This window comes from Streptomyces deccanensis, from assembly GCF_022385335.1.
GTDB lineage: Bacteria > Actinomycetota > Actinomycetes > Streptomycetales > Streptomycetaceae > Streptomyces > Streptomyces deccanensis.
Genome location: NZ_CP092431.1, coordinates 8,049,996 through 8,075,064, shown reverse-complemented (window position 1 = coordinate 8,075,064; position 25,069 = coordinate 8,049,996). Strand labels below are relative to the sequence as shown.

The following is a 25,069-nucleotide window of genomic DNA, read 5'->3' as shown; positions in this document are numbered from 1 at the left end:
CTCTCCGTCAAGATCTTGTTCTCGGTAGGCAGTTGGCCGTCCCCGGGAGGTTTCATGAAGCACCGCGGCAGGCACCGTCGACGCAGAAGGGGGCGTGCGCTGCGCGCGTCCCTGGCGGGGACCGCGCTGGCGCTCACGGCGGCGGCCACCCTGATCAGCACGTCGCAGGCGGCGGGCGGCGAGACGCCGGGCGCCCTCTCCTCGCTCACCTCGGCCGGTGAGCTGCGCGCGCTCCAGCTCCGGGAGACCCTGACCGACGGGGCGGGGCTGCGCACGCTCACCGACGAGATGGGCGGCGGGGTCGATCTCGACGAGGTGCTGGGCAGCGCGAACCACGCCATGCGCGCCGAGGCCGACTGCTTCAGCACCGAGAAGGACAATCTGCCCGTCGAGCCGGCGGCCGCGCGGGCGTACTGCTGGGAGCCCGGTGACGCGGTCGACGACCGGTGGGTCCCCCGCTCGGTCACCACGTCCCGGAACAACCAGGTGATCGCGTCCGGCTGGACGCACAGCGGCGCCGGGAGCGGCTCCCCCGCGGTCGGCACCACGTCCGACGGCGACGCCCGCGCGGACGCCACCCGCGCCGACGGTGCGGGGCGCGGCGGTGCGGGCGACCAGGGGCTCGCGAGGGTCGCGTTCGTCGACGCCAGTGATCCGGCGAACCTGAGATACCGCTGGGTTCTGCTGGTCGTGCCGACGGCCGGCGAGCGGGGCTTCGAGGGGCTGCGCGCCCGGCTCGGCGGCATGGCCTGGTACGAGGACAAGCTGATCGTCACCGCCCGGGGGCCGCGGAGCCGGGGCGGGCAGGACGACTCCCTGTACGTGTTCGACCTGGCCCGGTTCCTCCGCGCCGACGTGACCGACAGCGAGGCGATCGGCAGGTCCGGCGACGGCTGGTCGGCCCACCACTACCGGTACGCGCTGCCGGCGGTCGCCTCCTACACCCCGTCGAGGGGCGGCGGCTGTGACGCGCGGGACGGCGACGGGGTGCCCTGCCTCGGCTCGCTCTCCCTCGACCGGACGTCGACCCCGCCCACCGTGGTCGCGAGCGAGCGGTCCCGGCCGGGCGGGGAGCGGCCCGCCCGCGTCTGGCGCTACGCCCTCGACATCACCGGCGACCGCACCGGCCTGCTCACCACCACGGGCCGCGACCACGCCGCCGTCGCCACCGAGGCGTACGAGACCGATGCCTCCGGTGTCGAAGGCGTCCTCGCCCACCGGGGCTCCTACTACGTCGACCAGACTGCCGAGGACCGCGAGAGCCACGGCACGCTCTGGCGCCAGGACGAGAACGGCGCCGAGGCCACGAAGTGCCCGGCGGGAACGTCCGCCGAGAAGTCGGACCTCCGGTCGTACGCCTGCTGGGGACGGCACACCTCCTCCCTCTCCTACTCCCCGGAAACCGGCGAACTCTGGACCCTCACCGACCCCATTCCGGAACGGGTCCTGTACGCGGTGAAACTGTCGGACGTCGAGGACACGATCGACTAGCTCGGGCGAACCCGGCCCTCCCTTGGAGGCGGGCCGGGGCGCGTGATTCCCTGGGCCCATGAGCAGCAGTACCGTCACCACCTGGTCCCTGGAGCAGACCTCGCCGAGCGATCTGCTTCCCGCCGCGGCGCCCGAGGGCGACGGCGTGCACATCGTGCGCGCCGAGGTCCCCTCCCCCGAGTTCAGCCGTTTCCTGTACGCCTCGGTCGGCGGGGACGTCCTGTGGATCGACCGGCTGTCGTGGTCGTACGAGCGGTGGCGGGAGCATCTGGAGCGGCCGGGCGTGGAGACCTGGGTCGCCTACGACCGGGGCACGCCCGCCGGTTATGTGGAGATGGAGCCGCAGGACGGCGGGGTCGTGGAGATCGTCTACTTCGGGCTGATCCCGGGGTTCCGGGGGCGGCGCATCGGCGGGCATCTGCTGTCGTACGGCACGGCCCGCGCCTGGGACCTCGCCGAGCGGTGGCCGGGGCTGCCGCCGACCAAGCGGGTGTGGCTGCACACCTGCTCCCGGGACGGGGAGCACGCGATGGCGAACTACCTGCGGCGGGGTTTCGCCCTGTTCGACACGAAGGTGACGGAGGAGCCCGACGCGACGGCGCCGGGACCCTGGCCCGGCGCGGCCCCGTCCACACCATGACCCACATCACATCGTCTCACGATGCGAGACATCCTTGTCCGGAATGTGGATGACGGTGGACTCGGTCTAAAGAGGCGTGCCACGCTTCCGTCATGTCTGGAACTGGAATTGCCTTGGTGAGTCGGCGGCACGTCGACCTCGGCCGCATGTCCAGCGCCATCTGTCCGGTGAGCTGAGCCCGACCCGCGAGGGGTTGGACGACCCCGGGCGACAGCGCCGCACCCTCCCTCTGTTTCAGCCCGCGCAAGGACGCGCAGGCGTCGCACACGCTGCCCGCGTGTGCCCGCATGCGCGCGCAAGCGCGGGTCAGAGCCGCTTCCACGCCTTTCCCGAAGGACATACACACCATGGCCGCCACCCCGCAGAACCCCGCCACGCCCCGCCGCAAGGTGAGCCGTCACCGTGGCGAGGGCCAGTGGGCCGCGGGTCATTTCACCCCGCTGAACGGCAACGAGCAGTTCAAGAAGGACGACGACGGTCTCAATGTGCGGACACGCATTGAGACGATCTACTCCAAGCGCGGCTTCGACTCCATCGACCCCAACGACCTGCGCGGCCGTATGCGCTGGTGGGGTCTCTACACCCAGCGCAAGCCCGGCATCGACGGCGGCAAGACCGCGATCCTGGAGCCGGAGGAGCTGGACGACAAGTACTTCATGCTGCGGGTGCGCATCGACGGCGGTCGGCTGACCACCCAGCAGCTGCGGGTGATCGGCGAGATCTCGCAGGAGTTCGCGCGCGGCACGGCCGACATCACCGACCGGCAGAACGTGCAGTACCACTGGATCCGCGTCGAGGACGTGCCCGAGATCTGGGAGCGGCTGGAGGCCGTAGGCCTGTCCACCACCGAGGCCTGCGGTGACACCCCGCGTGTGATCATCGGCTCACCCGTCGCCGGGATCGCCGCCGACGAGATCATCGACGGCACGCCCGCGATGGAGGAGATCAGCCGGCGCATCATCGGCAACCCCGCCTTCTCGAACCTGCCCCGCAAGTTCAAGTCCGCGATCTCCGGCTCGCCGCTGCTCGACGTGGCGCACGAGATCAACGACATCGCCTTCGTCGGTGTCCGCCACCCCGAGCACGGCCCCGGCTTCGACCTCTGGGTCGGCGGCGGCCTGTCCACCAACCCCAAGATCGGGCAGCGGCTCGGCGCCTGGGTCCCGCTGGACGAGGTCGCCGACGTCTACGAGGGCGTCATCTCGATCTTCCGTGACTACGGCTACCGGCGGCTGCGCACCCGCGCCCGGCTGAAGTTTCTGCTCGCCGACTGGGGCACGGAGAAGTTCCGCCAGGTCCTGGAGGACGAGTACCTCAAGCGCAAGCTGGTCGACGGGCCGGCGCCCGACCAGCCGGTGGCCCGCTGGCGCGACCACGTGGGCGTCCACCAGCAGAACGACGGCCGCTACTACGTCGGGTTCGCCCCGCGCGTCGGCCGGGTGGACGGCACCACGCTGACGAAGATCGCCGACCTCGCCGAGGCGCACGGCTCCGGCCGGGTCCGCACCACGGTCGAGCAGAAGATGATCGTGCTCGACGTCACCGAGGAGCAGGTCGACTCGCTGGTCGCCGGCCTGGAGGCGCTGGACCTCACCGTCAACCCGTCGCCGTTCCGGCGCGGCACGATGGCCTGCACCGGTATCGAGTACTGCAAGCTCGCCATCGTCGAGACCAAGGCGCGCGGCTCCCTGCTGATCGACGAACTGGAGCGCCGGATCCCGGAGTTCGACGAGCCGATCACCATCAACATCAACGGCTGCCCGAACGCCTGTGCGCGTATCCAGGTGGCGGACATCGGTCTCAAGGGCCAGCTCATGCTCAACGACCAGGGCGAGCAGGTCGAGGGCTACCAGGTGCACCTGGGCGGCGCGCTCGGCCTGGAGGCCGGCTTCGGCCGCAAGGTGCGCGGCCTGAAGGTCACCGCCGACGACCTCCCCGACTACGTCGAGCGCGTGCTCAAGCGCTTCCAGGAGGAGCGCGAGGACGGCGAGCGCTTCGCCGCATGGGTCACGCGCGCTTCCGAGGAGGCCCTGTCGTGAGCGAGCGTGCCGCGCCCTTCTACTGCCCCTACTGCGGTGACGAGGACCTGCGCCCGAACGAAGAGGGACACGGCGCGTGGGAATGCGGGGCCTGCAATCGAGCCTTCCAGTTGAAGTTCCTCGGGCTGTTGGCCCGAGGGGTTCAGCGAGCCGACAGCGGAGGGGATCAGATATGACTGCCGTTCAGGCGGATTCCGATACATCCGCGTCCCAGGCGGACGCGGCCGATCAGGACGCGACCGACCCGGACGCGGCCAAGCGCGCCGAGCTCAAGGCGCTCGCCGAGCAGGCCGGCCGCGATCTGGAGGACGCCTCGGCCCTGGAGATCCTCCAGTGGGCCGTGGACACCTTCGGCAAGCGTTTCTGCGTGACCTCCTCCATGGAGGACGCGGTCGTCGCGCACCTCGCCTCCCGGGCCAGGCCCGGCGTCGACGTCGTGTTCCTGGACACCGGCTACCACTTCCCGGAGACCATCGGCACCCGGGACGCCGTCGAGGCCGTGATGGACGTCAACGTCATCACGATCACGCCGCGGCAGACGGTCGCCGAGCAGGACGCCGAGTACGGCCCCAAGCTGCACGACCGCGACCCCGACCTGTGCTGCTTCCTGCGGAAGGTCAAGCCGCTCGAAGAGGGGCTGACCCGCTTCGACGCGTGGGCGACGGGCCTGCGCCGCGACGAGTCCGCGTCCCGGGCGAACACCCCGGTCGTCGGCTGGGACGAGAAGCGCGGCAAGGTCAAGATCTCCCCGATCGCCCGCTGGACGCAGGACGACGTGGACGCGTACGTGGCCGAGCACGGCGTGCTCACCAACCCCCTGCTCATGGACGGCTACACCTCCGTGGGCTGCGCCCCCTGCACCCGCCGGGTCGCCCCCGGCGAGGACGCGCGGGCGGGCCGCTGGGCGGGCAACTCCAAGACCGAGTGCGGGCTGCACCTGTGACCGAGACAGCCGAGACCGTCGGGAACACCGGCCCCGGGACGGGCCGTGCTCCCGCGACGAACCAGGAGAACCAAGTGACGACCGGAGCCACCGGAGCCACCGTCTGGCTCACGGGTCTGCCGAGTGCCGGCAAGACCACCATCGCCTACGAACTCGCGGGCCGCCTGCGCGCGGAGGGCCACCTCGTGGAGGTCCTCGACGGCGACGAGATCCGCGAGTTCCTCACCGCGGACCTCGGCTTCAGTCGCGCCGACCGGCACACCAACGTGCAGCGCATCGGCTTCCTCGCCGACCTGCTCGCCCGCAACGGCGTCAAGGCACTCGTGCCGGTCATCGCGCCGTACGCCGACAGCCGCGAGGCGGTCCGCAAGCGGCACGCGGCGAGCGGCGCCGCGTATGTCGAGGTGCACGTGGCGACTCCGGTCGAGGTGTGCTCCGTACGCGATGTGAAGGGCCTGTACGCCAAGCAGGCGGCCGGTGAGATCTCCGGGCTGACCGGGGTCGACGACCCGTACGAGGCCCCCGAGACCCCGGACCTGCGGATCGAGTCGCAGGACCAGACGGTCCAGGAGTCCGCGGCGCTGGTCCACCAGCTGCTCACCGAGAGGGGTCTGGCATGACGACGACCGTCGCCTCCGTCTCCGGGGAGACCGGCACCCCGTACACCCTGTCGCACCTGGACGCGCTGGAGTCCGAGGCCGTCCACATCTTCCGCGAGGTCGCGGGCGAGTTCGAACGGCCGGTGATCCTCTTCTCCGGCGGCAAGGACTCCATCGTCATGCTGCACCTGGCGCTGAAGGCCTTCGCGCCCGCCGCGATCCCCTTCTCCCTGCTGCACGTGGACACCGGGCACAACTTCCCCGAGGTGCTGGAGTACCGCGACCGCACGGTCGCCGAGCACGGGCTGCGGCTGCACGTCGCGTCCGTGCAGGACTACATCGATCGTGGTGTCCTCAAGGAGCGCCCGGACGGCACCCGCAACCCGCTGCAGACCCTGCCGCTCACCGAGAAGATCCAGGCGGAGAAGTTCGACGCCGTCTTCGGAGGCGGCCGCCGCGACGAGGAGAAGGCGCGCGCGAAGGAGCGGGTGTTCTCGCTGCGGGACGAGTTCTCCCAGTGGGACCCGCGCCGCCAGCGCCCCGAGCTGTGGAACCTCTACAACGGACGCCACGCCCCCGGCGAGCACGTCCGTGTCTTCCCGCTCTCCAACTGGACCGAGCTGGACGTCTGGCAGTACATCGCCCGCGAGGGCATCGAACTGCCCGAGATCTACTTCGCCCACGAGCGCGAGGTGTTCCAGCGGGCCGGGATGTGGCTGACCGCCGGCGAGTGGGGCGGCCCCAAGGACGGCGAGACCGTCGAGAAGCGCCTCGTGCGCTACCGGACCGTGGGTGACATGTCCTGCACGGGCGCCGTCGACTCCGACGCGACCACGCTGGACGCCGTGATCACCGAGATCGCCGCCTCCCGGCTCACCGAGCGGGGCGCGACCCGCGCCGACGACAAGATGTCCGAGGCCGCGATGGAAGACCGTAAGCGCGAGGGGTACTTCTAGCCATGAGCACGCTCACCGCCGAGGAGCTCTCGGCCACCACGCTGCTGCGGTTCGCGACCGCGGGTTCCGTCGACGACGGCAAGTCCACCCTGGTCGGACGTCTGCTGCACGACTCCAAGTCGGTCCTCACCGACCAACTGGAGGCCGTGGAACGGGTGTCCGCCAGCCGGGGCCAGGAGGGCCCCGACCTCGCGCTGCTCACCGACGGCCTGCGCGCGGAGCGCGAACAGGGCATCACCATCGACGTGGCGTACCGCTACTTCGCCACCGCCCGCCGCCGCTTCATCCTCGCCGACACCCCCGGCCATGTGCAGTACACCCGCAACATGGTCACCGGCGCCTCCACCGCCGAGCTGACGGTGATCCTCGTCGACGCGCGCAACGGCGTCGTCGAACAGACCCGCCGGCACGCCGCGATCGCCGCGCTGCTGCGGGTGCCGCACGTGGTCCTGGCCGTCAACAAGATGGACCTCGTCGCGTACGAGGAGCAGGTCTTCGCGCGCATCGCCGAGGAGTTCACGGCGTACGCGTCCGAGCTGGGCGTCCCGGAGATCACCGCGATCCCGATCTCGGCGCTGGCCGGTGACAACGTGGTGGAGCCGTCCGCGAACATGGACTGGTACGGCGGCCCGACCGTGCTGGAGCACCTGGAGACGGTGCCGGTCGCGCACGACCTGAGCCACTGCCACGCCCGGCTGCCCGTGCAGTACGTGATCCGGCCGCAGACCGCAGAGCACCCCGACTACCGTGGCTACGCGGGCCAGATCGCCGCCGGTTCGTTCCGCGTCGGCGAGTCGGTGACCGTGCTGCCGTCGGGCCGGGCGTCGAAGATCTCCGCCATCGACCTGCTGGGCGAGCCGGTCGACGTCGCCTGGACCACCCAGTCGGTGACCGTCCTGCTGGAGGACGACATCGACATCTCGCGCGGCGACCTCATCGTGCCCAGCAAGGACGCCCCGGCGACCACGCAGGACATCGAGGCGACTGTCTGCCATGTCGCGGACCAGCCGCTCACGGTGGGCCACCGGGTGCTGCTCAAGCACGGCACCCGCACGGTCAAGGCGATCGTCAAGGACATCCCGTCCCGGCTGACGCTCGACGACCTGTCCCTGCACCCGCACCCGGGACAGCTCGTCGCCAACGACATCGGCCGGGTGAAGGTCCGTACGGCGGAGGCGCTGCCGGTCGACTCCTACGCCGACTCCCGCCGCACCGGTTCCTTCATCCTGATCGACCCGTCCGACGGCACGACGCTGACGGCCGGCATGGTCGGCGAGTCGTTCGCCTCCCCGGAGCCCGTCAAGGACGAGTCCGAGGACGACGGGTGGGACTTCTGACATGAACCTCCAGGACTTCTACGCGACGTTCGCGAAGGAGGGCGGCCGTGTGGGCAGCGGCGCCCTCGGGAGCGGGCAGGGCGGAGTGGCGCGATGTGTGCGATGACGTACGCGCACCGCTTGCGCGCCCCGTCCCCCCACCCGACGTCCCGGTTGCGACGAAGACCCTTTTCCTGACTTCCCGGCCACGACAGACGAGTTCGTGACCGCCGGGCCTCCGAGAGGACCACCTCCCGTGCCTGCACACCGCTCCGCCGCATTCCGGCGCACCTTCGCAGCCCTCACCGCTCTCCCCCTGCTCACCCTGGCCGCCTGCGGCTACGGCTCCGAGGCCAAGGACGACGAGACCACCAAGGTCGCCGCCGGCGCCGAGAAGATCGAGGGTCTCGACACCGTCAAGATCGGCTACTTCGGCAACCTGACGCACGCCACCGCTCTGGTCGGCCGCCAGGAGGGCATCTTCCAGAAGGAGCTCGGCGCCACGAAGGCCGAGTACGCGATCTTCAACGCCGGTCCCTCCGAGATCGAGGCGCTGAACTCGAAGTCGATCGACATCGGCTGGATCGGCCCCTCCCCGGCCATCAACGGCTACACCAAGTCCGCGGGCAAGGGCCTGCGCATCATCAGCGGTTCGGCCTCCGGTGGCGTGAAGCTCGTCGTCAACCCGGACAAGATCAAGTCCCTGAAGGACGTCAAGGGCAAGAAGATCGCGACGCCGCAGCTGGGCAACACGCAGGACGTGGCGTTCCTCAACTGGATCGCCGAGCAGGGCTGGAAGGTCGACGCCGAGAGCGGCAAGGGCGACGTCTCCGTGGTCCGCACGGACAACAAGATCGTCCCGGACGCCTACAAGTCGGGCTCGATCGACGGCGCCTGGGTGCCGGAGCCGACCGCGTCCAAGCTGGTCGCCGAGGGCGCCAAGGTGCTGCTGGACGAGGCCGACCTGTGGCCGGACAAGAAGTTCGTGATCACGAACATCATCGTGCGGCAGGACTTCCTGAAGGAGCACCCCAAGGTCGTCGAGGCCGTGCTGCGGGGCGCGGTGAAGACGAACGCCTTCATCAACTCCGACACGGACAAGGCGAAGGAGGCGGCCAACGCCCGGCTGAAGGAGGACTCCGGCAAGGCGCTGGACGCCAAGGTCCTCGACCCGGCGTGGACGTCCATCCAGTTCACCAACGACCCGCTGGCGTCCACCCTGCAGACCGAGGCGGACCACGCGGTCAAGGCCGGCCTGCTGAAGGACCCGCTGCTCGACGGCATCTACGACCTGTCGATCCTCAACAAGGTCCTGAAGGCCGAGGGCGAGCCCGAGGTCGACGACGCCGGTCTCGGCGCCAAGTAACCGCGTAGTCCGCCACGTTCCCAGGAGGTGACGACCATGGCCACCGCACTCGCCAAGGCCGCCGACGGCATCGGGGCCGCCGAACACGCGGCCCGTATCGAGCACGTATCGAAGTCCTTCGCCGGGCCGACAGGGCAGCAGCTCGTGCTCGACGACATCACCCTCGATGTCGCTCCGGGCGAGTTCGTCACCCTCCTGGGGGCCTCGGGCTGTGGCAAGTCCACACTGCTGAACCTGGTGGCGGGGCTCGACGCCCCGTCCCAGGGCAGCATCACGACCGACGGGCGCCCCGCTCTGATGTTCCAGGAGCACGCCCTGTTCCCGTGGCTGACCGCGGGCAAGAACATCGAACTCGCCCTGAAGCTCAGGGGCATTCCGAAGAACGAACGGCGCGAGCGCGCCGAGGACCTGCTCTCCCTGGTCCGGCTGAAGGGCGCGTACGGCAAGCGGGTGCACGAGCTGTCCGGCGGTATGCGGCAGCGGGTGGCGCTGGCGCGGGCCCTCGGTCAGGAGAGCAAGCTCCTGCTGATGGACGAGCCGTTCGCGGCGCTCGACGCGATCACCCGGGACCTGCTGCACGACGAGCTGGCCCGGATCTGGGAGGAGACCCAGCTCTCCGTCCTGTTCGTCACGCACAACGTGCGCGAGGCGGTGCGGCTGGCGCAGCGCGTGGTGCTGCTGTCCTCGCGCCCGGGCCGGATCGCCCGGGAGTGGCAGGTCGACATCCCCCAGCCCCGCCGTATCGAGGACGCTCCGGTGGCGGAGCTGTCCCTCGAGATCACCGATGTCCTTCGTGAGGAGATCCGCCGCCATGGCCAGCAGTGAGACGAAGGCGACGGACACGATCGACGCCCCGGCCGGGGACCAGGACCGGCTCGGCGCCGTGGAGGCGGGCCTCGACGCCCTGGAGACGCCCGGCACCGGCCGGCCCCCCTTCAGCCAGACGTTCCGGCAGAAGATCGTGCCGCCGATCACCGCGATCGTGCTGGTGCTCGCGGTGTGGCAGGGACTGGTGTCGTTCGGCGTCGTCTCCGACCCGGGCAAGCTGCCCCCGCCGTCCGCCGTGTGGGACGCGGCGGAGCAGGCCTGGCTGGAAGGCAAGCTGCTCGGCTACGTCTGGACGAGTGTCTCGCGCGGCCTGTTCGGCTTCCTGATCGCGCTGGCGATCGGCACGCCGCTCGGCATCCTGGTCGCCCGTGTGCGGTTCGTGCGGTCGGCGATCGGTCCGATCCTCTCGGGGCTGCAGTCGCTGCCGTCGGTGGCGTGGGTGCCGCCGGCCGTGGTCTGGCTGGGTCTGACCGACGGGATGATGTACGCGGTGATCCTGCTCGGCGCGGTCCCCTCGATCGCCAACGGGCTGGTCTCCGGCATCGACCAGGTGCCCCCGCTGTATCTGCGGGCGGGCCGCACCATGGGCGCCACCGGACTGCAGGGCGCCTGGCACATCGTGATGCCGGCCGCGCTGCCCGGCTATCTGGCCGGTCTGAAGCAGGGCTGGGCGTTCTCGTGGCGTTCGCTGATGGCGGCGGAGATCATCGCCAGCCACCCCGATCTCGGCGTCGGTCTCGGCCAGTTGCTGGAGAACGGCCGCACCAACATCGACATGGCCACCGTGTTCCTCGCCATCTTCCTGATCCTGCTGGTCGGTATCGCCATCGACCTGCTGCTCTTCAGCCCGCTGGAGCGGCGGGTCCTGCGCGGCCGGGGCCTGCTGGTGAAGAGCTGATCCCCATGTTCAACGAGCCGGTCCTCCTCGTCGTCGCCCACGGCAGCCGCGATCCGCGGCACGCCGCGACCGTGCACGCCCTGGTGCGGCGGGTGCGGGCGATGCGCCCCGGGCTGCGCGTGGAGACCGGCTTCCTGGACTTCAACCTCCCCTCGGTCCAAGGGGCGCTGGAGTCACTGGCGGCGGAGGGCGTACGGGACGTGGTGGCCCTGCCGCTGCTGCTGACCCGCGCCTTCCACGCCAAGGCGGACATCCCGGCGGTCCTGCGCGAGGCGCCGCCGGGTCTGCGCGTCCGCCAGGCGGAGGTGCTCGGCCCGTCGCCCCTGCTGCTGTCGGCCCTCGAACGCCGGCTGTACGAGGCGGGGCTGAGCCCCGCCGACAAGTCCTCGACCGGGGTCGTGCTGGCCTCGGCGGGGTCCACCGACCCGGAGGCGATCGCGGTGATCGCAGCAATCGCGCGGGAGTGGCGGCACACCGGCTGGTGCGCCGTGCGACCCGCGTTCGCCTCCGCGTCCCTCCCCCGCACGGAGGACGCCGTACGGGAGCTGCGGGCGCTCGGCTGCGCGCGGGTGGCCGTGGCGCCCTACGTCATCGCGCCCGGCCGGCTGCCGGACCGGATCGCCGCCGGGGCGGACGAGTCCGGCGCGGACGTCCTGGCCGAGGTGCTCGGCCCCGCCCCCGAACTGGCCGCGCTGCTGCTGCGCCGGTACACCGCCGCGCTCCGACAGGATCAGCTGACCGCGGCCTGAGTCGCTGTCGGCGTCCCCGTGGCACCGCCTCGGGTCGCGGCCGTCCGCGGGTTCCGTCCGCTCGACGCCAACGCCCGGTCGAACACCGGCGCGTCGGGCGGGACCGGGACCGGGGCGGCGAAGCCGTCGTACTGGCGGTAGAGGTCGCCGTGGGTCTCGACGACGTCGAGGACGAAGCGGGCGGCCGGTTCGGAGATGGCGAACCTCTGGCCGGTGGCGGTGGCGACGTCCCAGCCGTGGACGGCCATCTCCTTGATGACCATGCCGGCGATGCCGGCGGCGGGGAACGGGCCCATGCCGAGGTCGATGTCCCCCTCCCACACGGACGGGTCGGCCCAGGCCGCGACCGCGCGGTCCAGCTGGGCGGCGTAGGCGTCGGCCCAGTCGGGGCCGGCGGTGAAGTCCCGCTCGGTCAGCTCCTCGGGGAGGGGCGTGCGCAGGGCGCGGTGTTCCAGGCCGTGCGAGGTGTAGAGCACCCAGTGGTTGACCAGCGCACGGACGTCCCAGTCACCGCAGTGGCTGGGACGGTCGAGCTGCTCCGGCGTGACGCCCCGGGCGATCCGGGCCGCCTCGGCGGCGCATTCGGCCATGTACGGGTGGTGCGGATGCTGCCGGTGGTGCGGGTGCGTGCTGTCGTCGTGGCTCATACGGACCACGCTAGGGACGGCCCGCCCGGACCTCTTGAACAAACGCGACGCGAGCAGAGGCGAATACGCGGATCCGGTCAGCCGGCCCGCGTCAGCTCCGCCAGTTTCACCACCGTGTTCCAGTTGCGGGTCGTGGCGGTCAGGCCCTTCAGGAGGCGGGGCCTCGACAGGGTCTCCGCGAGCTTGGAGCGACCGAGGCCGTCAGGCGCGTACAGATACAGCACCCGGTCCCCGATCCTGAACTCCTCGGGCAGGAACGCCTGTTGGTCGATCCCCTCGAAGCGGCCAGCGTCCACGGTCTCCGACAGATACGTCACGTGCAGCTGCTTGCCCTCCAGCTCCGCCGCCGGGAACGGGCACGCCTCCCGGACGGCCTCCAGGTACGCGTGGTCGCGCACAAGGACGTCCACGGTGAAGCCGAAGTGTGTCTCGATGGCGGTCGTGATCTCGGCGGCGTGGGAGTCCTCGTCGCCGTGGTCGCTGGTGAAGACCGCGTTGCCGCTCTGGAGGTAGGTGGCCACACCGTCGTGGCCGAGGCCGGTCAGGAGGGCGCGGAGGTCGGCCATCGGGACCTTCTTGCTGCCGCCCACGTTGATCCCGCGCAGGAGCGCCGCGTACGTCGTCATGGGCTCACGATAGGCACCGGACGGCGGCACCACCCTGAGGTTCGGCCCCGAGAACCCGGGATGGGTGTAAGGGGCCACTGTCCTCCCTCATGAGGAGGGAGCGGGGTCCGAGCGGAGGACCCGTGGGCGGCGGGGTTCACCGGAGAGCACGACGAGATGCCCTTATCCGGCTCATACCTTCGAAACGAAAGGTGGCGGCAGGGGGTCGCCATCGCAGGCGAGGGGGCTGGCCCGTCATGGGGAACGGAGAGGTACGGGTGCGGGGGATCGCCGCCCGGGCGGGCGGCTGGAGCGCCCGGCACCGCTGGGCGGCCGTCGGGATCTGGCTGCTGTTCGTGGTGCTGACGATGGGCATCGGCTCGGCGATGGGCTCGGTCGAGGTCAAGGACAGCGATCAGCTCAAGGGGGAGACCAGCGCGGCCGCGCACATCGTCGAGGAGGCCGGGATCGAGGAGCCGGCCGGTGAGACCGTCCTGGTCCAGGCGAAGGACGACGCCGCCCGGGCCACGGATCCCGCGTTCCGGGCCGCCGTGGCGGACGTGATGAAGGCCGTCGAGCGGACCGGGAAGGTCGCGGACGTGACCTCGCCGTACGACACGGGGACGATCTCGAAGGACGGCCGCAGCGCCCTGGTGCAGTTCGACGTGCGGGGTGCCTCGGACACCGCGGGCGAGCGGATCGAGCCGGTGCTGGACGCCGTCGCGGACGTCCAGAAGGAGCACGGGTCGCTGCGGATCGAGGAGATCGGCGGCGCCTCGATGATGAAGACGTTCGACGACGCCTTCGGTGACGACTTCCAGAAGGCCGAGTACTCGGCCGTGCCGGTGGCGCTCGGCATCCTGCTGATCGCGTTCGGCGCGGTCGTCGCGGCGCTGCTGCCGGTGGCGCTGGCGATCACGGCGATCGTCGCGACGATGGGGCTGATGGCCATCGTCAGCCATGTGATCCCGATGAGCGACACCGCCAACTCCGTGATGCTGCTGGTGGGTCTGGCCGTCGGCGTCGACTACTGCCTGTTCTATCTGCGCCGTGAACGCGAGGAGCGCGCGGCGGGCCGGGACGCGGGGACCGCGCTGCGGGTGGCCGCCGCGACCAGTGGCCGCGCCATCATCGTCTCGGGCGTCACGGTGTGCGTGGCGATGGCGGGCATGCTGTTCACCGGGCTCGCCGAGTTCGAGGCGATGGGCCTGGCGTCCCTGATGGTCGTGGCCGTCGCGATGGTCGGTTCGGTCACGGTGCTGCCGGCGCTGCTGTCGCTGCTGGGCGGGCGGGTGGAGAAGGGCCGTATCCCGTTCCTGCACCCGGACAAGCGGCGGAAGAACGGCCGTACGGGCGACGGTGGTGCGGGAGACGGTGGTGCGGAGAGCCGTTTCTGGAACGCCGTCCTCAGGGTCGTGCTCGCCAAGCCGGCGCTGTCGCTGGTCGTGGCGACCGGTGCGCTGCTCGCCGTGGCGGCGCCCGCGCTCGGGATGAAGACGCAGAACCTGACGCTGGACCAGGAGTTCGGGGACTCGCTGCCGATCGTGCAGACGTACAACCGGGTCAACGAGGCCTTCCCGGGCGGTTCCGAGCCGGCCGAGGTGGTGGTGAAGGCCAAGGACATCAACGCACCCGAGGTGCGGTCGGCGCTGGCCGAGTTCAAGAAGGAGGCCGTCGCCTCGGGTGCCTCGCGCGGCCCGGTGGAGATCAAGGTGCACGACGCGCAGAACGTGGCGTTCGTGTACGTGCCGCTGGTCGGCGGGTCCGACCAGGACAAGGCGGGCGCGAGCCTGGACAGGCTGCGCGACGAGGTGCGGCCCGCCACGCTCGGCAAGGTGGAGGGCGTCGAGGCGCCGGTCACCGGGCAGGTCGCGGGCAACCAGGACTTCAACGACCAGCTGGTCGGCTCCGTCGTCCCGGTCTTCGCCTTCGTCGTGGTCTTCGCCTTCCTGCTGATGCTGCTGTCGTTCCGCTCGCTGACGATCGCGGCGACGTCGATCGTGCTGAACCTGCTGTCGGTGGGCGCCGCGTACGGCATCCTCGTCGCGGTCTTCCAGCACGGCTGGGGTGCCTCGCTGGTGGGCGCGGAGGGCGTGGGCGCCATCATCACCTGGCTGCCGCTGTTCCTGTTCGTGATCCTGTTCGGGCTGTCGATGGACTACCACGTGTTCGTGGTCTCGCGGATCCGTGAGGCGCGGCTGCGGGGCCGTACGACGAAGGAGGCGATCCGGCACGGGGTGGTCACCACGGCCGGGGTCGTGACCAGCGCCGCCGTCATCATGGTCGCCGTCTTCGCGATCTTCGGGACGCTGTCCATGCAGTCGATGAAGCAGATGGGCGTGGGCCTCGCGGCCGCCGTCCTCATCGACGCGACGATCATCCGGGGTGTGCTCCTCCCGGCGGTGATGGCCCTGCTCGGCGAGCGCAACTGGTATCTGCCGAAGTGGCTGCACCGGATGCCGGACCTCACCCACGACGAGTCGCCGGAGCCGACGCCGCTGCCGCCGACCGGCCGGGACGCGCGGGACGAGCGGGTACGGGTCTGATCGGGGCCTGAGCGCGGAGGTGGGCCGAGCGCGGAGGTGGGCCGGGGCGACGTCGTCCCGGCCCACCTCGATGTCCCTACCCGCTCCCGTCAGGCCGCCGCGGCGACGTCTCCCCGGTCGAAGGAGTCGAGGGTGCGGGTGAAGTCGCGGGTGGAGAGCAACAGCTTGTAGACGATGGCCAGTTCGAAGACGAGCAGCAGGACGCCGGAGACGATGGTCGCCGTCATCACCGAGTCGACGAAGGGGCCGATCATGAAGACGCCCATCTGGAACTCGATGCCGCTGATCAGATGGGGGCGGACCCGGTGGCGCAGCAGGAAGGACCGGACGCGCAGATAGAGGGGGAAGCGGCGGCGGAACTCCTGGTGCAGGTCGACGACCTGGGCCTGCGGCGCGGCCTGGGTGACCTCGGCGGCGGCCGAGCGCAGGTCCTGTTCGATGTCGGCCTCGGGGTTCTCGCGCAGCAGGTCCTCCATGAAGGCGAGTTCCCGCTCGTTCTCGGCGCGACGGGCCTCACGGAGCCGGGCCTTGATCTGCTTGCGCATGGTGTGGCGGACCTTGAAGGTCTCCAGCGAGTTGATGTAGCGGAGCGCGTCGCAGCCGATGACGGCGGCGGCGAGCCAGATGTAGAAGGTCTCTCCCGTGCGCTGGTACTGCCCGGCCATCAGGGCGATGGAGCACGCCGCGACCCGGACGCGGTCGAAGACGAAGTCGAGCCAGGCCCCGAACACGGAGCCCTGGCCGGTGAGTCGGGCGACCTTGCCGTCCATGCAGTCGAGGATGAAGCTCAGGTGGTAGACGACGGCGCCGGCGATCAGCCAGCGCCAGTCGCCCAGCGCGAAGAACGCGGCCGAGACCAGACCCAGCAGGAAGGCGCCCCAGGTCAGCTGGTTGGGCGTGATCCTCGTGTACTTCGCGGTCAGCCGCACCAGGGGGGTGGCGACCGGGTCCACGAGCAGCACGGTCCACCAGGCGTCCCGCTTCTTCTGGGTGACGCGGCGCACTTCCGCGAGGTCGGGTATGTCTCGGCGCATGGGTCAACTTCCTGGCGTTCGAAATGAGTTCATCCTCAGCTTGGAAGTCGTTCACCCGAGGCACAAGAACCGCCGAACGCAACCTTTCGGAGGGGGTAACGGTCGAACCCGTTAACAGAGTCAGTGCGCGTTCCGCGCGGACCGGGCGTTACCTGAGCGTTATTGAGTGACCTGATCGTGACCTGAAAAGTGCCGTGATTTCACGATGGACGTGGAACCAACCGGCTTGCCCCGCTATCAGGGGGTTCCGAGTTCCGCCTCGATGAGGTCGGCGGCCCGTCGGGTACCGCCCTCGGCCGCCATCTCCTGCTGGATCTCCTTGAGCCGGCGCGCCACTTCGGGGTCGTCGACGAGGGCGAGGACCGCCTCGCGCAGGGTCTCGGCGGTCGCCTCCTCCTTGGGCAGATGGCGGGCGACGCCCAGCGACTGGAGCATCTCGGCGTTGCCGAACTGGTCGACGGCCTGCGGTACGGCGACCATCGGGGTGCCGGTGGCGAGCCCTTCCTGGCTGCCACCGGCGCCCGCGTGGGTGATGAACGCGTCGGCCTGCCGGAGGACCGCCAGCTGCGGCACCCAGTCCCGCACCTCCACCCCGGCCGGGAGCTCCCCCAGTTCCGCCGGGTCGACATGCCGGCCGACCTGGAGCACCAGGTGCCAGCCGGGCAGCTCACCGAAGGCCTTCACGCATGCGCGGTAGAAGTCGGGCTGCTTGGTGAAGGCCGACCCGAGCGAGACGAGCAGCACCTTCTCCGCGTCGGCCGGCCGCTGCCAGTCGCCCTGCGCCGAGCGGTCGCCCTGGCAGGCGCCGACGAAGGTGTGGCGGCTCTCGTCGACCCGGTCGGCGTTCGGCTGGAGCGCCTTCGGAATGAGGACGAGGGAACGGGCGGGCCTGCCGACGAAGGGGTCGGGGTGCTCGGTGATCCCGTTCTCCTCCAGCCAGGCCTGGAAGCGGGCGTAGTACGCCTTGCCGCGCTCCGTCCTCTTCGGTTCGGCCCACATGGGCTCGGCGACCTCTTCCTCGTAGCCGGTCCAGGCGACCAGGTTCGGGGAGAGGGAGATCGCCTTGACGCCCCAGCGGTGGGCGAGGACGCGCGCCGGGTAGGAGGTGATGTCGTGCAGGACGAGGTCGGGCTCGTCGCCCTCGTAAGCCTCGACGAGCTGCGGCAGGGCCTGGATGGCGTCCTCCAGGAAGGGCTCGACGTTGTCGAGGAGCGTGCTCCCCCACGCCTCGGGGTCGGCGTCGGGGCCGGGCAGCGTCGAACGCCAGAGCTTCGGCTCGGCCCCGGTCTCGGCCACCTTCTCCGCGAAGGCGGGCGGAATCGCGTACGTGACCCGGTGCCCGCGCGCCACCAGCTCGCGGATCACTTCGAGGCTCGGGTTCACGTGACCGTGGGCGGCGATGGAGAACATGGCGATGTGTGAGGTCATGCGCCGACGGTACGCGAGACGAGACGTCTCGTGCAACTTCTTTGGCGGTTGCCGTTGGGGGTTCGTTGTCGAGTGCGGCTCCGGTGGGGCTTCTCGCGCAGTTCCCCGCGCCCCTAAAAAACCAGGCCCTGCGGGCCTGAAAGACACGGCCCTGCGGGCCTGAAAAGCACGGGGCGCAGCCCCTGCTTTTCAGGGGCGCGGGGAACTGCGCGAGAAGCCCCACGCACCCGCACCCGACAACGCACCCCACCCGGCCCGCACAGCTCACCGCTGATAGCGCGCCAGCACCAGGTTCCCGTCGTCCTCCAACCGTTCCCGCAGCTCCCCCAGATCGATCGCCCCGCTGTAGTACTCCTGGTACGCGGGCGTGGCGACCTTGTCCTTCCACTCCGGATAGCCGCGCACGGACTGCGCGGGCGCCGGCCGGAGATACCCGGCGAGCGCGGCCCCCGTGGCCCAGTCGTGCTCGGTGGTGCGCAGCGCGGGATCCCGGAGGGCCTCCGTGCCGGTCGGGAGCATCCAGTCGCCGAGCGCGAGGCGGACCATGTTCTCGGGGCGCAGGAGGAAGTCGATGAACGCGGCGGCCTCCTCCTTGTGCGGGCTGTCCTCGGCGACGGACAGGGTCTGCGGGCTGACACCCTGGGTGAGCCCGCCCGCGCCGGCCGGGGCGGGCAGCACCTGCCAGTCGAAGCCCTCCGGGGCCTGCTGGACGATCTGCTGACGGTACGAGAAGCCGAGCGGCACCATCGCGTACCGGCCCCCGAAGAAGCCGGGCAGGGTGTCGGAGCCGCCCATGCCGAGGGTGGTGGCGGGCGCGCTCCCGTCGGCGTTCACCTCGTCGCGCACGGTTCTCGGGACGACCGCGTCGGCCTCCTCGAAGCGGACCTCGACCTTGCCGTCCGCGTCCCGGTGGAACAGCTGCCCGCCCGCCGAGAGGGAGAGGTTCAGCGTGGCCGACACCGGTTCCTTCAACGGCCAGGCCACGCCGTACTTCCCGCCGCCGCTCAGCTCCTTCGCCACCTCGCGGAACTCCGTCCAGGTCCACGGGTCCGCGGGCGTCGGAATCCGCACACCGGATTCACGCAGCCACGTGGCGTTGGCGATGAGGACCCTCGGCTCCTGGAGGAACGGCACCCCGTAGACGCCCTCGCCGAAGGTCGTCGTCTCCCAGCTGTGCGGCGGGATGTCCGTCCTGAGCCGTTCGGGCAGCAGCTCGCGCAGATCGGCGAGGTAGCCGCCGTAGGCGAAGTCCGCGAGGTCGTCGGAGGCGTCGTGGATGATGTCCGGCGCCTCACCGCCCTCGAAGGAGGTGAGCAGTTGGTCATGGACGCTGTCCCAACTGCCCTGGACGTACTCGACCTCGACGCCTGGATGGGCGGCGTTCCACTCCTCCACCAGTTCCTTGTTGACGGCGACGGACTCCTCCTGCCAGGCCAGGGACTGGAAGCGGAGGGTGATCCGGCCGTCGTCGGAGGTTCCCTCGCCGCCCGTGCAGCCGGCCACGAGGAAGCACAGCAGCAGGGCCGTGATCAGCCGTCGTGCACGCATCAGTTCTTCACCGCCCCGGCGAGCATGCCGCCCGTGATCCGTCTCTGGATGACCGCGAAGACGACCAGCGAGGGAAGCGTCGCGAGGAACGCGGCGGCGGCCAGCGGACCGAGGTCGGCCACGCCCTCCGCGCCGATGAAGTGAGTGAGGACGACCGGCAGGGTCTGTTTCTCCGGCGTCTTGAGCAGGACCAGCGCGAAGAAGAACTCGTTCCACGCGGTGACGAACGCGAACAGCGCCGTCGCCACGATGCCCGGCGCCAGCAGCGGCGCCGTCACCGACACCAGGGTGCGCAGCCGCCCGGCCCCGTCCACGGCCGCCGCCTCCTCCAACTCGGCGGGCACCGCCCGGACGTAGCCGACGAGCATCCACAGCGCGAACGGCAGCGCCCACACCACGTACACCATGACCAGTCCCGGCACGGAGTCGATCAGCCGCAGGTTCTTCAGCACCAGGAAGAGCGGGATGATCACCAGCACGAACGGGAACGCCTGGCTGACCACCACCCACCCGGTCGCCATCCGCGACAGCTTCGTGCGGTGCCGGGCCATGACGTACGCCATCGGAGTCGCGATCAGTACGGCGACGACGGCCGCGCCGACCGCCGCGACCAGCGAGTTGAGCGCGGCCTGCAGCAGCGGCTGTTCGTCGAAGGCCTGCCGGAAGTTGGCGAGGGTCGGGTCCCTCGGGATCCAGGTCGGGTGGAGGCTGCCCAGCTCGCGGGCCGGTTTGAAGGCGGTGGAGACCAGCCAGAGGAAGGGGAACGCGAGAAAGACGAGATACGCGACGAGGGCCAGGTACTGGCCGGTGCGCGCCACCCTGCTGCTCCTCATGCGCCCTCACCCCGCCGCAGCCGGCCGACCAGGACGAGCGCCAGTACGGTCGAGATCACCGCGACCATCACACAGCCCATCGCCGCCGCGTACCCGAACTGGCCGTAGCGGAACGCCTCCTCGTAGGCGAAGAGCATCGGCAGCCGGGTGCGGCCGCCCGGTCCGCCGTTGGTCAGGACGTACACGAGGGCGAAGGAGTTGAAGTTCCAGATCAGGTTGAGCGCCGAGATGGCGAGGGCGACGGGTCTGATGGCGGGCCAGGTGACCGTGCGGAAGCGGCGCCAGGCGCCCGCGCCGTCCATCGCGGCGGCCTCGTGCAGTTCGCGCGGGGTGTTCTGCAGTCCGGCGAGCAGGGCGACGGTCGTCTGGGGCATGCCCGCCCAGACGCCGACCAGTATGACGGCGGGCAGCGCGGTGGCCAGTCCGCTCAGCCAGTCGCGTCCGTCGCCGAGGCCCAGGTCGCGGACGGTCTCGTTGAGGATGCCCGCGTCGGGGTTGTAGACGAGCCGCCACATGATGCCGACGACCACCTCGGGCATCGCCCAGGGGACGATCGCGAGCGCCCTGGCCAGCCAGCGCAGCCGAAGAGGCTGGTTCAGCAGTAGGGCGAGGCCGAGGGCCAGCAGGAACTGCGGCACGGTCACCCCGACGGCCCAGAGCAGACCGATGCGGAACGACTCCCAGAAGAGGGTGTCGTGCAGCAAGTCCTGGAAGTTGAGGGTGCCGATCCAGCGGGTGGGCTCGGTCCGGCCGGACTGGGCGTCGGTGAACGCCAGCGCGATCCCGTACAGCAGCGGTCCGACGCTCAGCACCAGGATGGGGATCAGCGCGGGCAGCACCAGGAACCAGGCACCGTGGTCGATCAGGCGCCGGTCCCGGCCGTCCGCCGGGCCGCTCCGCTTGGCCGGTCGCGGGCGTTTCGGCTTCGCGGTCGCCAAGGTCATGTCCGTCATGGTGCTGAGGTCATGACAGGGCGTCAAGGCACCGCGCACACGGCTCGACCTGTGCGAATGCGAGACTGACCCCTGGATGGCGTGAACCCGACGTCACGAGCTGAGGCGTCGGCGGTACGGACAGGGAGACGACGGATGGACGAGGCACGGGCCCGGGACGCACTGGTCGCGGCCGAGGTGCTGCCCGCCGCGGCCGGTGCGGCGCGGCTGCTCGCGCTGGGCGAGAACGCGGTGTTCGCCGCCGGTGACCTGGTGGTCAAGGTGGGCCGCGACGCCGAACTCCTCGACCGGGCCCGCCGCGAACTGGACGTCGCCGCCTGGCTCGCCGAGGCGGGCGTCCCGGCGGTGCGGCCCGCCGAGGCGGAGGCACTGCTCGTCGAGGGGCACCCGGTGACGGTGTGGCACCGCCTGCCCGATCCGGTACGCCCCGCCGGACCGCGTGATTTGGCCGAACTCCTACGGCTGGTCCATGCCCTGCCCGCGCCTCCCTTCGCCCTGCCCCGCCGTGAACTGCTCGGCGGCGTGGAGCGCTGGCTGCGCCTCGCCGGTGACGCGATCGACCCGGCGGACGCGGCGTACCTCCGTGAGCGCCGCGACGGGTTCGCGGCGGCCGCGGCCGCCCTCGTCCCGCGCCTGCCCCGGGGGCCGATCCACGGCGACGCGCTCCCCCGCAACGTCCACATCGGCCCGGACGGCCCGGTCCTCGTCGACCTGGAGACCTTCTCCGGCGACCTGCGCGAGCACGATCTCGTCGTCATGGCCCTCTCCCACGACCGCTACGGCCTGCCGGCCCACGACTACGACGCCTTCACGGCGGCCTACGGCTGGGACGTGCGGGAGTGGGGCGGCTGCTCGGTGCTGCGGGGCGCCCGGGAGACGGCGAGCTGCGCGTGGGTGGCGCAGCACGCGCCGAGCAATCCGGCGGCCGCGGCCGAGTTCACCCGCCGCGTGGCCTCGCTGCGCGACGGGGACGAGACGGTCCGCTGGTATCCGTTCTGATCCGAGCGGTATCCCTGATCCGAGCGGGATCCGTTCTGATCCGAGCGGTGCCTCCTCAGGCGGCCCGGAGTATGAGCGCCACCATGTCGATCTCGGCGTCACGGGCCAGGGCGAAGCCCCGGTCGTGGCCGGTGACGACGAAGCCGCACTTCTGAAGGACGCGGATCGAGCCGGTGTTGTCGGCGGCCGCGTGGGCGTACAGGGGCCGGGTGGGGACGAGGCCGAGCAGGGCGGTGAGGGCGGCGGTGGCGATGCCCCGGCCCCAATGGGCGCGGTCGATCCAGTAGGTGACCTCGCGCTCGTCCGGTGGGCCGTAGACCGCGACCGTGCCGACGACCTCGCCGTCGGCGACCACCGTGCGGTTCAGCACCCCGGGATCGGCACGGATCTTCGCCCAGTAGGCGTCGAAGAGGGCACGATCGCGGTGGTACGCCCCGGTGAACGCGGCGATCCGCTGCGCCTCGGGGTCGGACGCCTGCCGCCAGAGGAACGGCAGGTCGGTGTCACGGACTTCACGGAGGGAGACCACGGCGGCCGTCATACCGTCTCACCCGCCGGCTCGCGCAGCGGCCAGGTCGCGTCCACGGCCGCTTCGGGGTTGCCCTTGCGGCGCAGGAACGCCTGGAAGTCGGCGGCCCACTCCGCGTACCACTCGATCTGGCGGCGGTGCAGCTCGGCCGGGCCGAGGGCCGCGACCTTCGGGTGGCGCTGGGCTATCGCACGGGCGAGCCGGGCGGCGGCCAGGGCGTCGGCGGAGGCGTTGTGCGCGGCGTCCAGCGGGACGCCGTACTCCCCGCAGACCGCTTCGAGGTTGCGCTTGCCCCGGCGGTAGCGGTCGACGGAACGGTCGATCGTGTACGGGTCGACGACCGGTGCCGGGTCGAGGCCGCCGAGCCGGTCGCGCAGGGACGGCAGGGCGTGCCGGCGCAGCTCGGCGGAGAGCAGGGTCAGATCGAAGGCCGCGTTGTACGCCACGACCGGGACGCCCGTCTTCCAGTAGGAGACGAGGACGTCGGCGATGGCGTCGGCGACCTGGTCGGCGGGTCTGCCCTCGGCCGTCGCACGGGCGTTGGTGATGCCGTGCACCGCCACCGCCTCCTCCGGGATCTCCATGCCCGGGTCGGCGAGCCACTCCCGGTGTCCGACCGGCTCCCCGTCCTTGACCTCGATCACCGCACCCGTGACGATGCGCGCCTCGCGCGGGTCCGTCCCGGTGGTCTCCAGGTCGAAGCCGATCAGCAGCTGCCGGTGCCAACCCATGCTGGCCCCCCTTCTTGGTGGTGCTTTCCCCCAGTGACCACCACCATCGCACGGGCCACTGACAATCCGAGGGCCGCGTTCCGCTTGGCCCCGCGACGGGCCCTTCGGCACGGCGTCGGGGCGCGGTTCACGACACCGGTCGGGAGTCCGCCCATGCCACTTCGAACTCCTCGCGGTATGTGTCGAAAAGGCCGACTTCGCCGTTCTCGTCCGCCTTGAGGACCCGGTTGCCGCCGCGCAGGACGAGCACCGGCGCCTCCATTCCCCGGGTGCGCCGCAGATAGGTCTGGACGACGGCGACCCCGTCCGAGCCGTCGCCGTCGACGAGGTACGCGGTGAAGCGCGGGGTCTCGTCGAAGACCTGGATCTCGAAGGCGCCGGGGTCGCGCAGCTTGGAGCGGACCCGGCGCATATGGAGGATGTTCATCTCCACCGCACGGCTCAACTCCCCGCGTTTTATGCCCAGTTCGCGCTCGCGCCGCTTCACCGCGCTGGAGGCGGGGTTGAGGAAGAGCAGCCGCACCCGGCAGCCGGACTCGGCGAGCCGCACCAGCCGCCGCCCGGAGAAGTTCTGCACGAGGAGGTTCAGGCCTATGCCGATGGCGTCGAGGCGGCGGGCACCGCCGAAGAGGTCCTCGGCGGGGAACTGCCGCAGCAGCCGCACCCGGTCGGGGTGGACGCCGACGACGTCCGCGTACCGGTCGCCGATCAGGTCCTCGACCGCGTCGACGGGCAGCCGGCGCGCGGAGGGCACGTCGCTGCCGGCGCCCAGGATCTCCAGCAGCTTGGCGGAGGCGCGCTCGGCCTGGGCGAGGACGGCCTCGGAGAGGGCCCGGTTGCGGGAGACGACGTTCCGGGTGACCTCCAGCTCGTCCAGGGCCAGTTCCACGTCGCGCCGCTCGTCGACGTACGGCTCGAAGCAGGGCCAGTGCTGCACCATCAGCTCGCGCAGCTGCGGGAGGGTCAGGAAGCTGAGCACGTTGTCGTCGGCCGGGTCGAGCAGATAGCCCTTGCGGCGGCTGACCTCGCGGACGGCGACGGCCCGCTGCACCCATTCCTGTCCGGCGGGTCCGGCGGCGGCGACCACCCAGTCGTCGCCGTGGACGGGCTCGTAGATGGGCCGCAGCACGGCGGCCACCACGGCGCGCAGCCGCTGTTCGACGAGGTTCAGCCAGATGTAGGCGCGGCCGGCCCGCTGGGCGCGCGTACGCACTTCGAGCCAGGCGTCGGCGTTCCAGTCCAGCTCCGGGCCGATGGAGCCCCGCTCCATCGGCCGCGCCAGGGACACCGCGCCGGGTGGGACATCCGTGGGGTCCCCCTCGTGACCCGTGTCGCCCGCGTCACCAGGAGGCAACTCCAGCCCTCCCGAGCCCACCCACGCACCGCCTTCC

General features: G+C 71.1%; 25 protein-coding genes. 15 read left to right on the top strand and 10 right to left on the bottom strand.

The features are described 5' to 3' along the window. The first annotated feature begins 54 nt into the window (after positions 1-54). The 13 genes from L3078_RS35765 (at position 55) to L3078_RS35705 (ending at position 11,825) form a co-directional block, all read left to right on the top strand. Positions 55-1,491 (top strand): hypothetical protein, encoded by a 1,437-nt coding sequence (locus L3078_RS35765; RefSeq protein WP_239758066.1) that lies wholly within the window; start codon positions 55-57, stop codon positions 1,489-1,491. Between the two features lie 58 nt (positions 1,492-1,549). Further along, positions 1,550-2,131: a GNAT family N-acetyltransferase gene (locus L3078_RS35760; RefSeq protein ID WP_239758065.1), complete on the top strand. Its 582-nt coding sequence runs from the start codon at positions 1,550-1,552 to the stop codon at positions 2,129-2,131. Positions 2,132-2,223: 92 nt separating this feature from the next. Further along, positions 2,224-2,307, top strand: a complete 84-nt coding sequence (locus L3078_RS44815) for a putative leader peptide (protein WP_309474722.1) — start codon at positions 2,224-2,226, stop codon at positions 2,305-2,307. 171 nt (positions 2,308-2,478) lie between these two features. Beyond that, a complete protein-coding gene (locus L3078_RS35755) occupies positions 2,479-4,170 on the top strand; it encodes a nitrite/sulfite reductase (protein ID WP_239758064.1) in 1,692 nt (563 codons plus the stop codon). Beyond that, positions 4,167-4,346 (top strand): hypothetical protein, encoded by a 180-nt coding sequence (locus L3078_RS35750; protein WP_239758063.1) that lies wholly within the window; start codon positions 4,167-4,169, stop codon positions 4,344-4,346. Before L3078_RS35755 ends, L3078_RS35750 begins: the two co-directional genes overlap by 4 nt. Beyond that, positions 4,343-5,113, top strand: coding sequence for a phosphoadenylyl-sulfate reductase (locus tag L3078_RS35745; RefSeq protein ID WP_239758062.1), 771 nt, complete (start codon positions 4,343-4,345; stop codon positions 5,111-5,113). Before L3078_RS35750 ends, L3078_RS35745 begins: the two co-directional genes overlap by 4 nt. Before the next feature lie 74 nt (positions 5,114-5,187). Next, positions 5,188-5,733 carry an adenylyl-sulfate kinase gene (gene cysC, locus L3078_RS35740; RefSeq protein WP_239758061.1) on the top strand — a complete coding sequence of 182 codons (546 nt, stop codon included), beginning with the start codon at positions 5,188-5,190 and terminating at the stop codon, positions 5,731-5,733. Beyond that, a complete protein-coding gene (gene cysD / locus L3078_RS35735; RefSeq protein WP_239758060.1) occupies positions 5,730-6,668 on the top strand; it encodes a sulfate adenylyltransferase subunit CysD in 939 nt (312 codons plus the stop codon). Before cysC ends, cysD begins: the two co-directional genes overlap by 4 nt. Positions 6,669-6,670: 2 nt before the next feature. Then, positions 6,671-8,005, top strand: a complete 1,335-nt coding sequence (locus tag L3078_RS35730; RefSeq protein ID WP_239758059.1) for a sulfate adenylyltransferase subunit 1 — start codon at positions 6,671-6,673, stop codon at positions 8,003-8,005. Between the two features lie 235 nt (positions 8,006-8,240). Next, positions 8,241-9,350 carry an aliphatic sulfonate ABC transporter substrate-binding protein gene (locus L3078_RS35720; RefSeq protein WP_239758057.1) on the top strand — a complete coding sequence of 370 codons (1,110 nt, stop codon included), beginning with the start codon at positions 8,241-8,243 and terminating at the stop codon, positions 9,348-9,350. Positions 9,351-9,386: 36 nt separating this feature from the next. Next, on the top strand, positions 9,387-10,175 hold the full coding sequence (locus L3078_RS35715; protein ID WP_239758056.1) for an ABC transporter ATP-binding protein: 789 nt from the start codon (positions 9,387-9,389) through the stop codon (positions 10,173-10,175). Then, the gene (locus tag L3078_RS35710) at positions 10,162-11,076 is read left to right on the top strand and encodes an ABC transporter permease (RefSeq protein ID WP_239758055.1); all 915 of its coding nucleotides are present in this window, start codon (positions 10,162-10,164) and stop codon (positions 11,074-11,076) included. Before L3078_RS35715 ends, L3078_RS35710 begins: the two co-directional genes overlap by 14 nt. Before the next feature lie 5 nt (positions 11,077-11,081). Further along, positions 11,082-11,825: a sirohydrochlorin chelatase gene (locus L3078_RS35705; protein WP_239758054.1), complete on the top strand. Its 744-nt coding sequence runs from the start codon at positions 11,082-11,084 to the stop codon at positions 11,823-11,825. Here L3078_RS35705 and L3078_RS35700 read toward each other — a convergent pair. Beyond that, entirely contained in the window at positions 11,807-12,472 is a 666-nt protein-coding gene (locus L3078_RS35700) for a TIGR03086 family metal-binding protein (RefSeq protein WP_239758053.1), read from the bottom strand. The two genes, L3078_RS35705 and L3078_RS35700, sit on opposite strands and share 19 nt — an antisense overlap. Positions 12,473-12,549: 77 nt before the next feature. Further along, complete coding sequence (locus L3078_RS35695) at positions 12,550-13,098, bottom strand: DUF1697 domain-containing protein (RefSeq protein WP_239758052.1); 549 nt, start codon at positions 13,096-13,098, stop codon at positions 12,550-12,552. 236 nt (positions 13,099-13,334) lie between these two features. Here L3078_RS35695 and L3078_RS35690 point away from each other — a divergent pair, with 236 nt between their 5' ends. Then, on the top strand, positions 13,335-15,623 hold the full coding sequence (locus tag L3078_RS35690; protein WP_239758051.1) for an MMPL family transporter: 2,289 nt from the start codon (positions 13,335-13,337) through the stop codon (positions 15,621-15,623). A gap of 89 nt (positions 15,624-15,712) precedes the next feature. Here L3078_RS35690 and L3078_RS35685 read toward each other — a convergent pair whose 3' ends face one another. The 5 genes from L3078_RS35685 to L3078_RS35665 form a co-directional block, all read right to left on the bottom strand. Then, positions 15,713-16,657 (bottom strand): CDP-alcohol phosphatidyltransferase family protein, encoded by a 945-nt coding sequence (locus L3078_RS35685; RefSeq protein ID WP_239758050.1) that lies wholly within the window; start codon positions 16,655-16,657, stop codon positions 15,713-15,715. 237 nt (positions 16,658-16,894) lie between these two features. Further along, entirely contained in the window at positions 16,895-18,085 is a 1,191-nt protein-coding gene (locus L3078_RS35680) for a glycosyltransferase (protein ID WP_239758049.1), read from the bottom strand. Between the two features lie 264 nt (positions 18,086-18,349). Continuing rightward, positions 18,350-19,633, bottom strand: a complete 1,284-nt coding sequence (locus L3078_RS35675; protein WP_239758048.1) for an ABC transporter substrate-binding protein — start codon at positions 19,631-19,633, stop codon at positions 18,350-18,352. Further along, a complete protein-coding gene (locus L3078_RS35670) occupies positions 19,633-20,466 on the bottom strand; it encodes a carbohydrate ABC transporter permease (protein ID WP_239758047.1) in 834 nt (277 codons plus the stop codon). Before L3078_RS35670 ends, L3078_RS35675 begins: the two co-directional genes overlap by 1 nt. Continuing rightward, the gene (locus L3078_RS35665) at positions 20,463-21,410 is read right to left on the bottom strand and encodes a carbohydrate ABC transporter permease (RefSeq protein ID WP_239758046.1); all 948 of its coding nucleotides are present in this window, start codon (positions 21,408-21,410) and stop codon (positions 20,463-20,465) included. Before L3078_RS35665 ends, L3078_RS35670 begins: the two co-directional genes overlap by 4 nt. 144 nt (positions 21,411-21,554) lie before the next feature. Here L3078_RS35665 and L3078_RS35660 point away from each other — a divergent pair, with 144 nt between their 5' ends. Then, positions 21,555-22,418 (top strand): phosphotransferase enzyme family protein, encoded by an 864-nt coding sequence (locus L3078_RS35660; RefSeq protein ID WP_239758045.1) that lies wholly within the window; start codon positions 21,555-21,557, stop codon positions 22,416-22,418. 55 nt (positions 22,419-22,473) lie between these two features. On the opposite strand, the gene L3078_RS35655 is transcribed toward L3078_RS35660, so the two are convergent. The 3 genes from L3078_RS35655 to L3078_RS35645 form a co-directional block, all read right to left on the bottom strand. Then, positions 22,474-22,959 carry a GNAT family N-acetyltransferase gene (locus tag L3078_RS35655; protein ID WP_239758044.1) on the bottom strand — a complete coding sequence of 162 codons (486 nt, stop codon included), beginning with the start codon at positions 22,957-22,959 and terminating at the stop codon, positions 22,474-22,476. After that, complete coding sequence (locus tag L3078_RS35650) at positions 22,956-23,678, bottom strand: 3'-5' exonuclease (RefSeq protein ID WP_239758043.1); 723 nt, start codon at positions 23,676-23,678, stop codon at positions 22,956-22,958. Before L3078_RS35650 ends, L3078_RS35655 begins: the two co-directional genes overlap by 4 nt. A 127-nt stretch (positions 23,679-23,805) precedes the next feature. Further along, positions 23,806-25,053: an SAV2148 family HEPN domain-containing protein gene (locus L3078_RS35645; protein WP_239758042.1), complete on the bottom strand. Its 1,248-nt coding sequence runs from the start codon at positions 25,051-25,053 to the stop codon at positions 23,806-23,808. Positions 25,054-25,069: the final 16 nt, after the last annotated feature.

Coding starts and splice junctions, on each gene's coding strand:
- L3078_RS35765 (WP_239758066.1), top strand. CDS start 55: ATGAAGCACCGCGGCAGGCACCGTCGACGCAGAAGGGGGCGTGCGCTG.
- L3078_RS35760 (WP_239758065.1), top strand. CDS start 1,550: ATGAGCAGCAGTACCGTCACCACCTGGTCCCTGGAGCAGACCTCGCCG.
- L3078_RS44815 (WP_309474722.1), top strand. CDS start 2,224: ATGTCTGGAACTGGAATTGCCTTGGTGAGTCGGCGGCACGTCGACCTC.
- L3078_RS35755 (WP_239758064.1), top strand. CDS start 2,479: ATGGCCGCCACCCCGCAGAACCCCGCCACGCCCCGCCGCAAGGTGAGC.
- L3078_RS35745 (WP_239758062.1), top strand. CDS start 4,343: ATGACTGCCGTTCAGGCGGATTCCGATACATCCGCGTCCCAGGCGGAC.
- cysD (WP_239758060.1), top strand. CDS start 5,730: ATGACGACGACCGTCGCCTCCGTCTCCGGGGAGACCGGCACCCCGTAC.
- L3078_RS35730 (WP_239758059.1), top strand. CDS start 6,671: ATGAGCACGCTCACCGCCGAGGAGCTCTCGGCCACCACGCTGCTGCGG.
- L3078_RS35715 (WP_239758056.1), top strand. CDS start 9,387: ATGGCCACCGCACTCGCCAAGGCCGCCGACGGCATCGGGGCCGCCGAA.
- L3078_RS35710 (WP_239758055.1), top strand. CDS start 10,162: ATGGCCAGCAGTGAGACGAAGGCGACGGACACGATCGACGCCCCGGCC.
- L3078_RS35705 (WP_239758054.1), top strand. CDS start 11,082: ATGTTCAACGAGCCGGTCCTCCTCGTCGTCGCCCACGGCAGCCGCGAT.
- L3078_RS35700 (WP_239758053.1), bottom strand. CDS start 12,472: ATGAGCCACGACGACAGCACGCACCCGCACCACCGGCAGCATCCGCAC.
- L3078_RS35695 (WP_239758052.1), bottom strand. CDS start 13,098: ATGACGACGTACGCGGCGCTCCTGCGCGGGATCAACGTGGGCGGCAGC.
- L3078_RS35690 (WP_239758051.1), top strand. CDS start 13,335: ATGGGGAACGGAGAGGTACGGGTGCGGGGGATCGCCGCCCGGGCGGGC.
- L3078_RS35685 (WP_239758050.1), bottom strand. CDS start 16,657: ATGCGCCGAGACATACCCGACCTCGCGGAAGTGCGCCGCGTCACCCAG.
- L3078_RS35680 (WP_239758049.1), bottom strand. CDS start 18,085: ATGACCTCACACATCGCCATGTTCTCCATCGCCGCCCACGGTCACGTG.
- L3078_RS35675 (WP_239758048.1), bottom strand. CDS start 19,633: ATGCGTGCACGACGGCTGATCACGGCCCTGCTGCTGTGCTTCCTCGTG.
- L3078_RS35670 (WP_239758047.1), bottom strand. CDS start 20,466: ATGAGGAGCAGCAGGGTGGCGCGCACCGGCCAGTACCTGGCCCTCGTC.
- L3078_RS35665 (WP_239758046.1), bottom strand. CDS start 21,410: ATGACCTTGGCGACCGCGAAGCCGAAACGCCCGCGACCGGCCAAGCGG.
- L3078_RS35660 (WP_239758045.1), top strand. CDS start 21,555: ATGGACGAGGCACGGGCCCGGGACGCACTGGTCGCGGCCGAGGTGCTG.
- L3078_RS35655 (WP_239758044.1), bottom strand. CDS start 22,959: ATGACGGCCGCCGTGGTCTCCCTCCGTGAAGTCCGTGACACCGACCTG.
- L3078_RS35650 (WP_239758043.1), bottom strand. CDS start 23,678: ATGGGTTGGCACCGGCAGCTGCTGATCGGCTTCGACCTGGAGACCACC.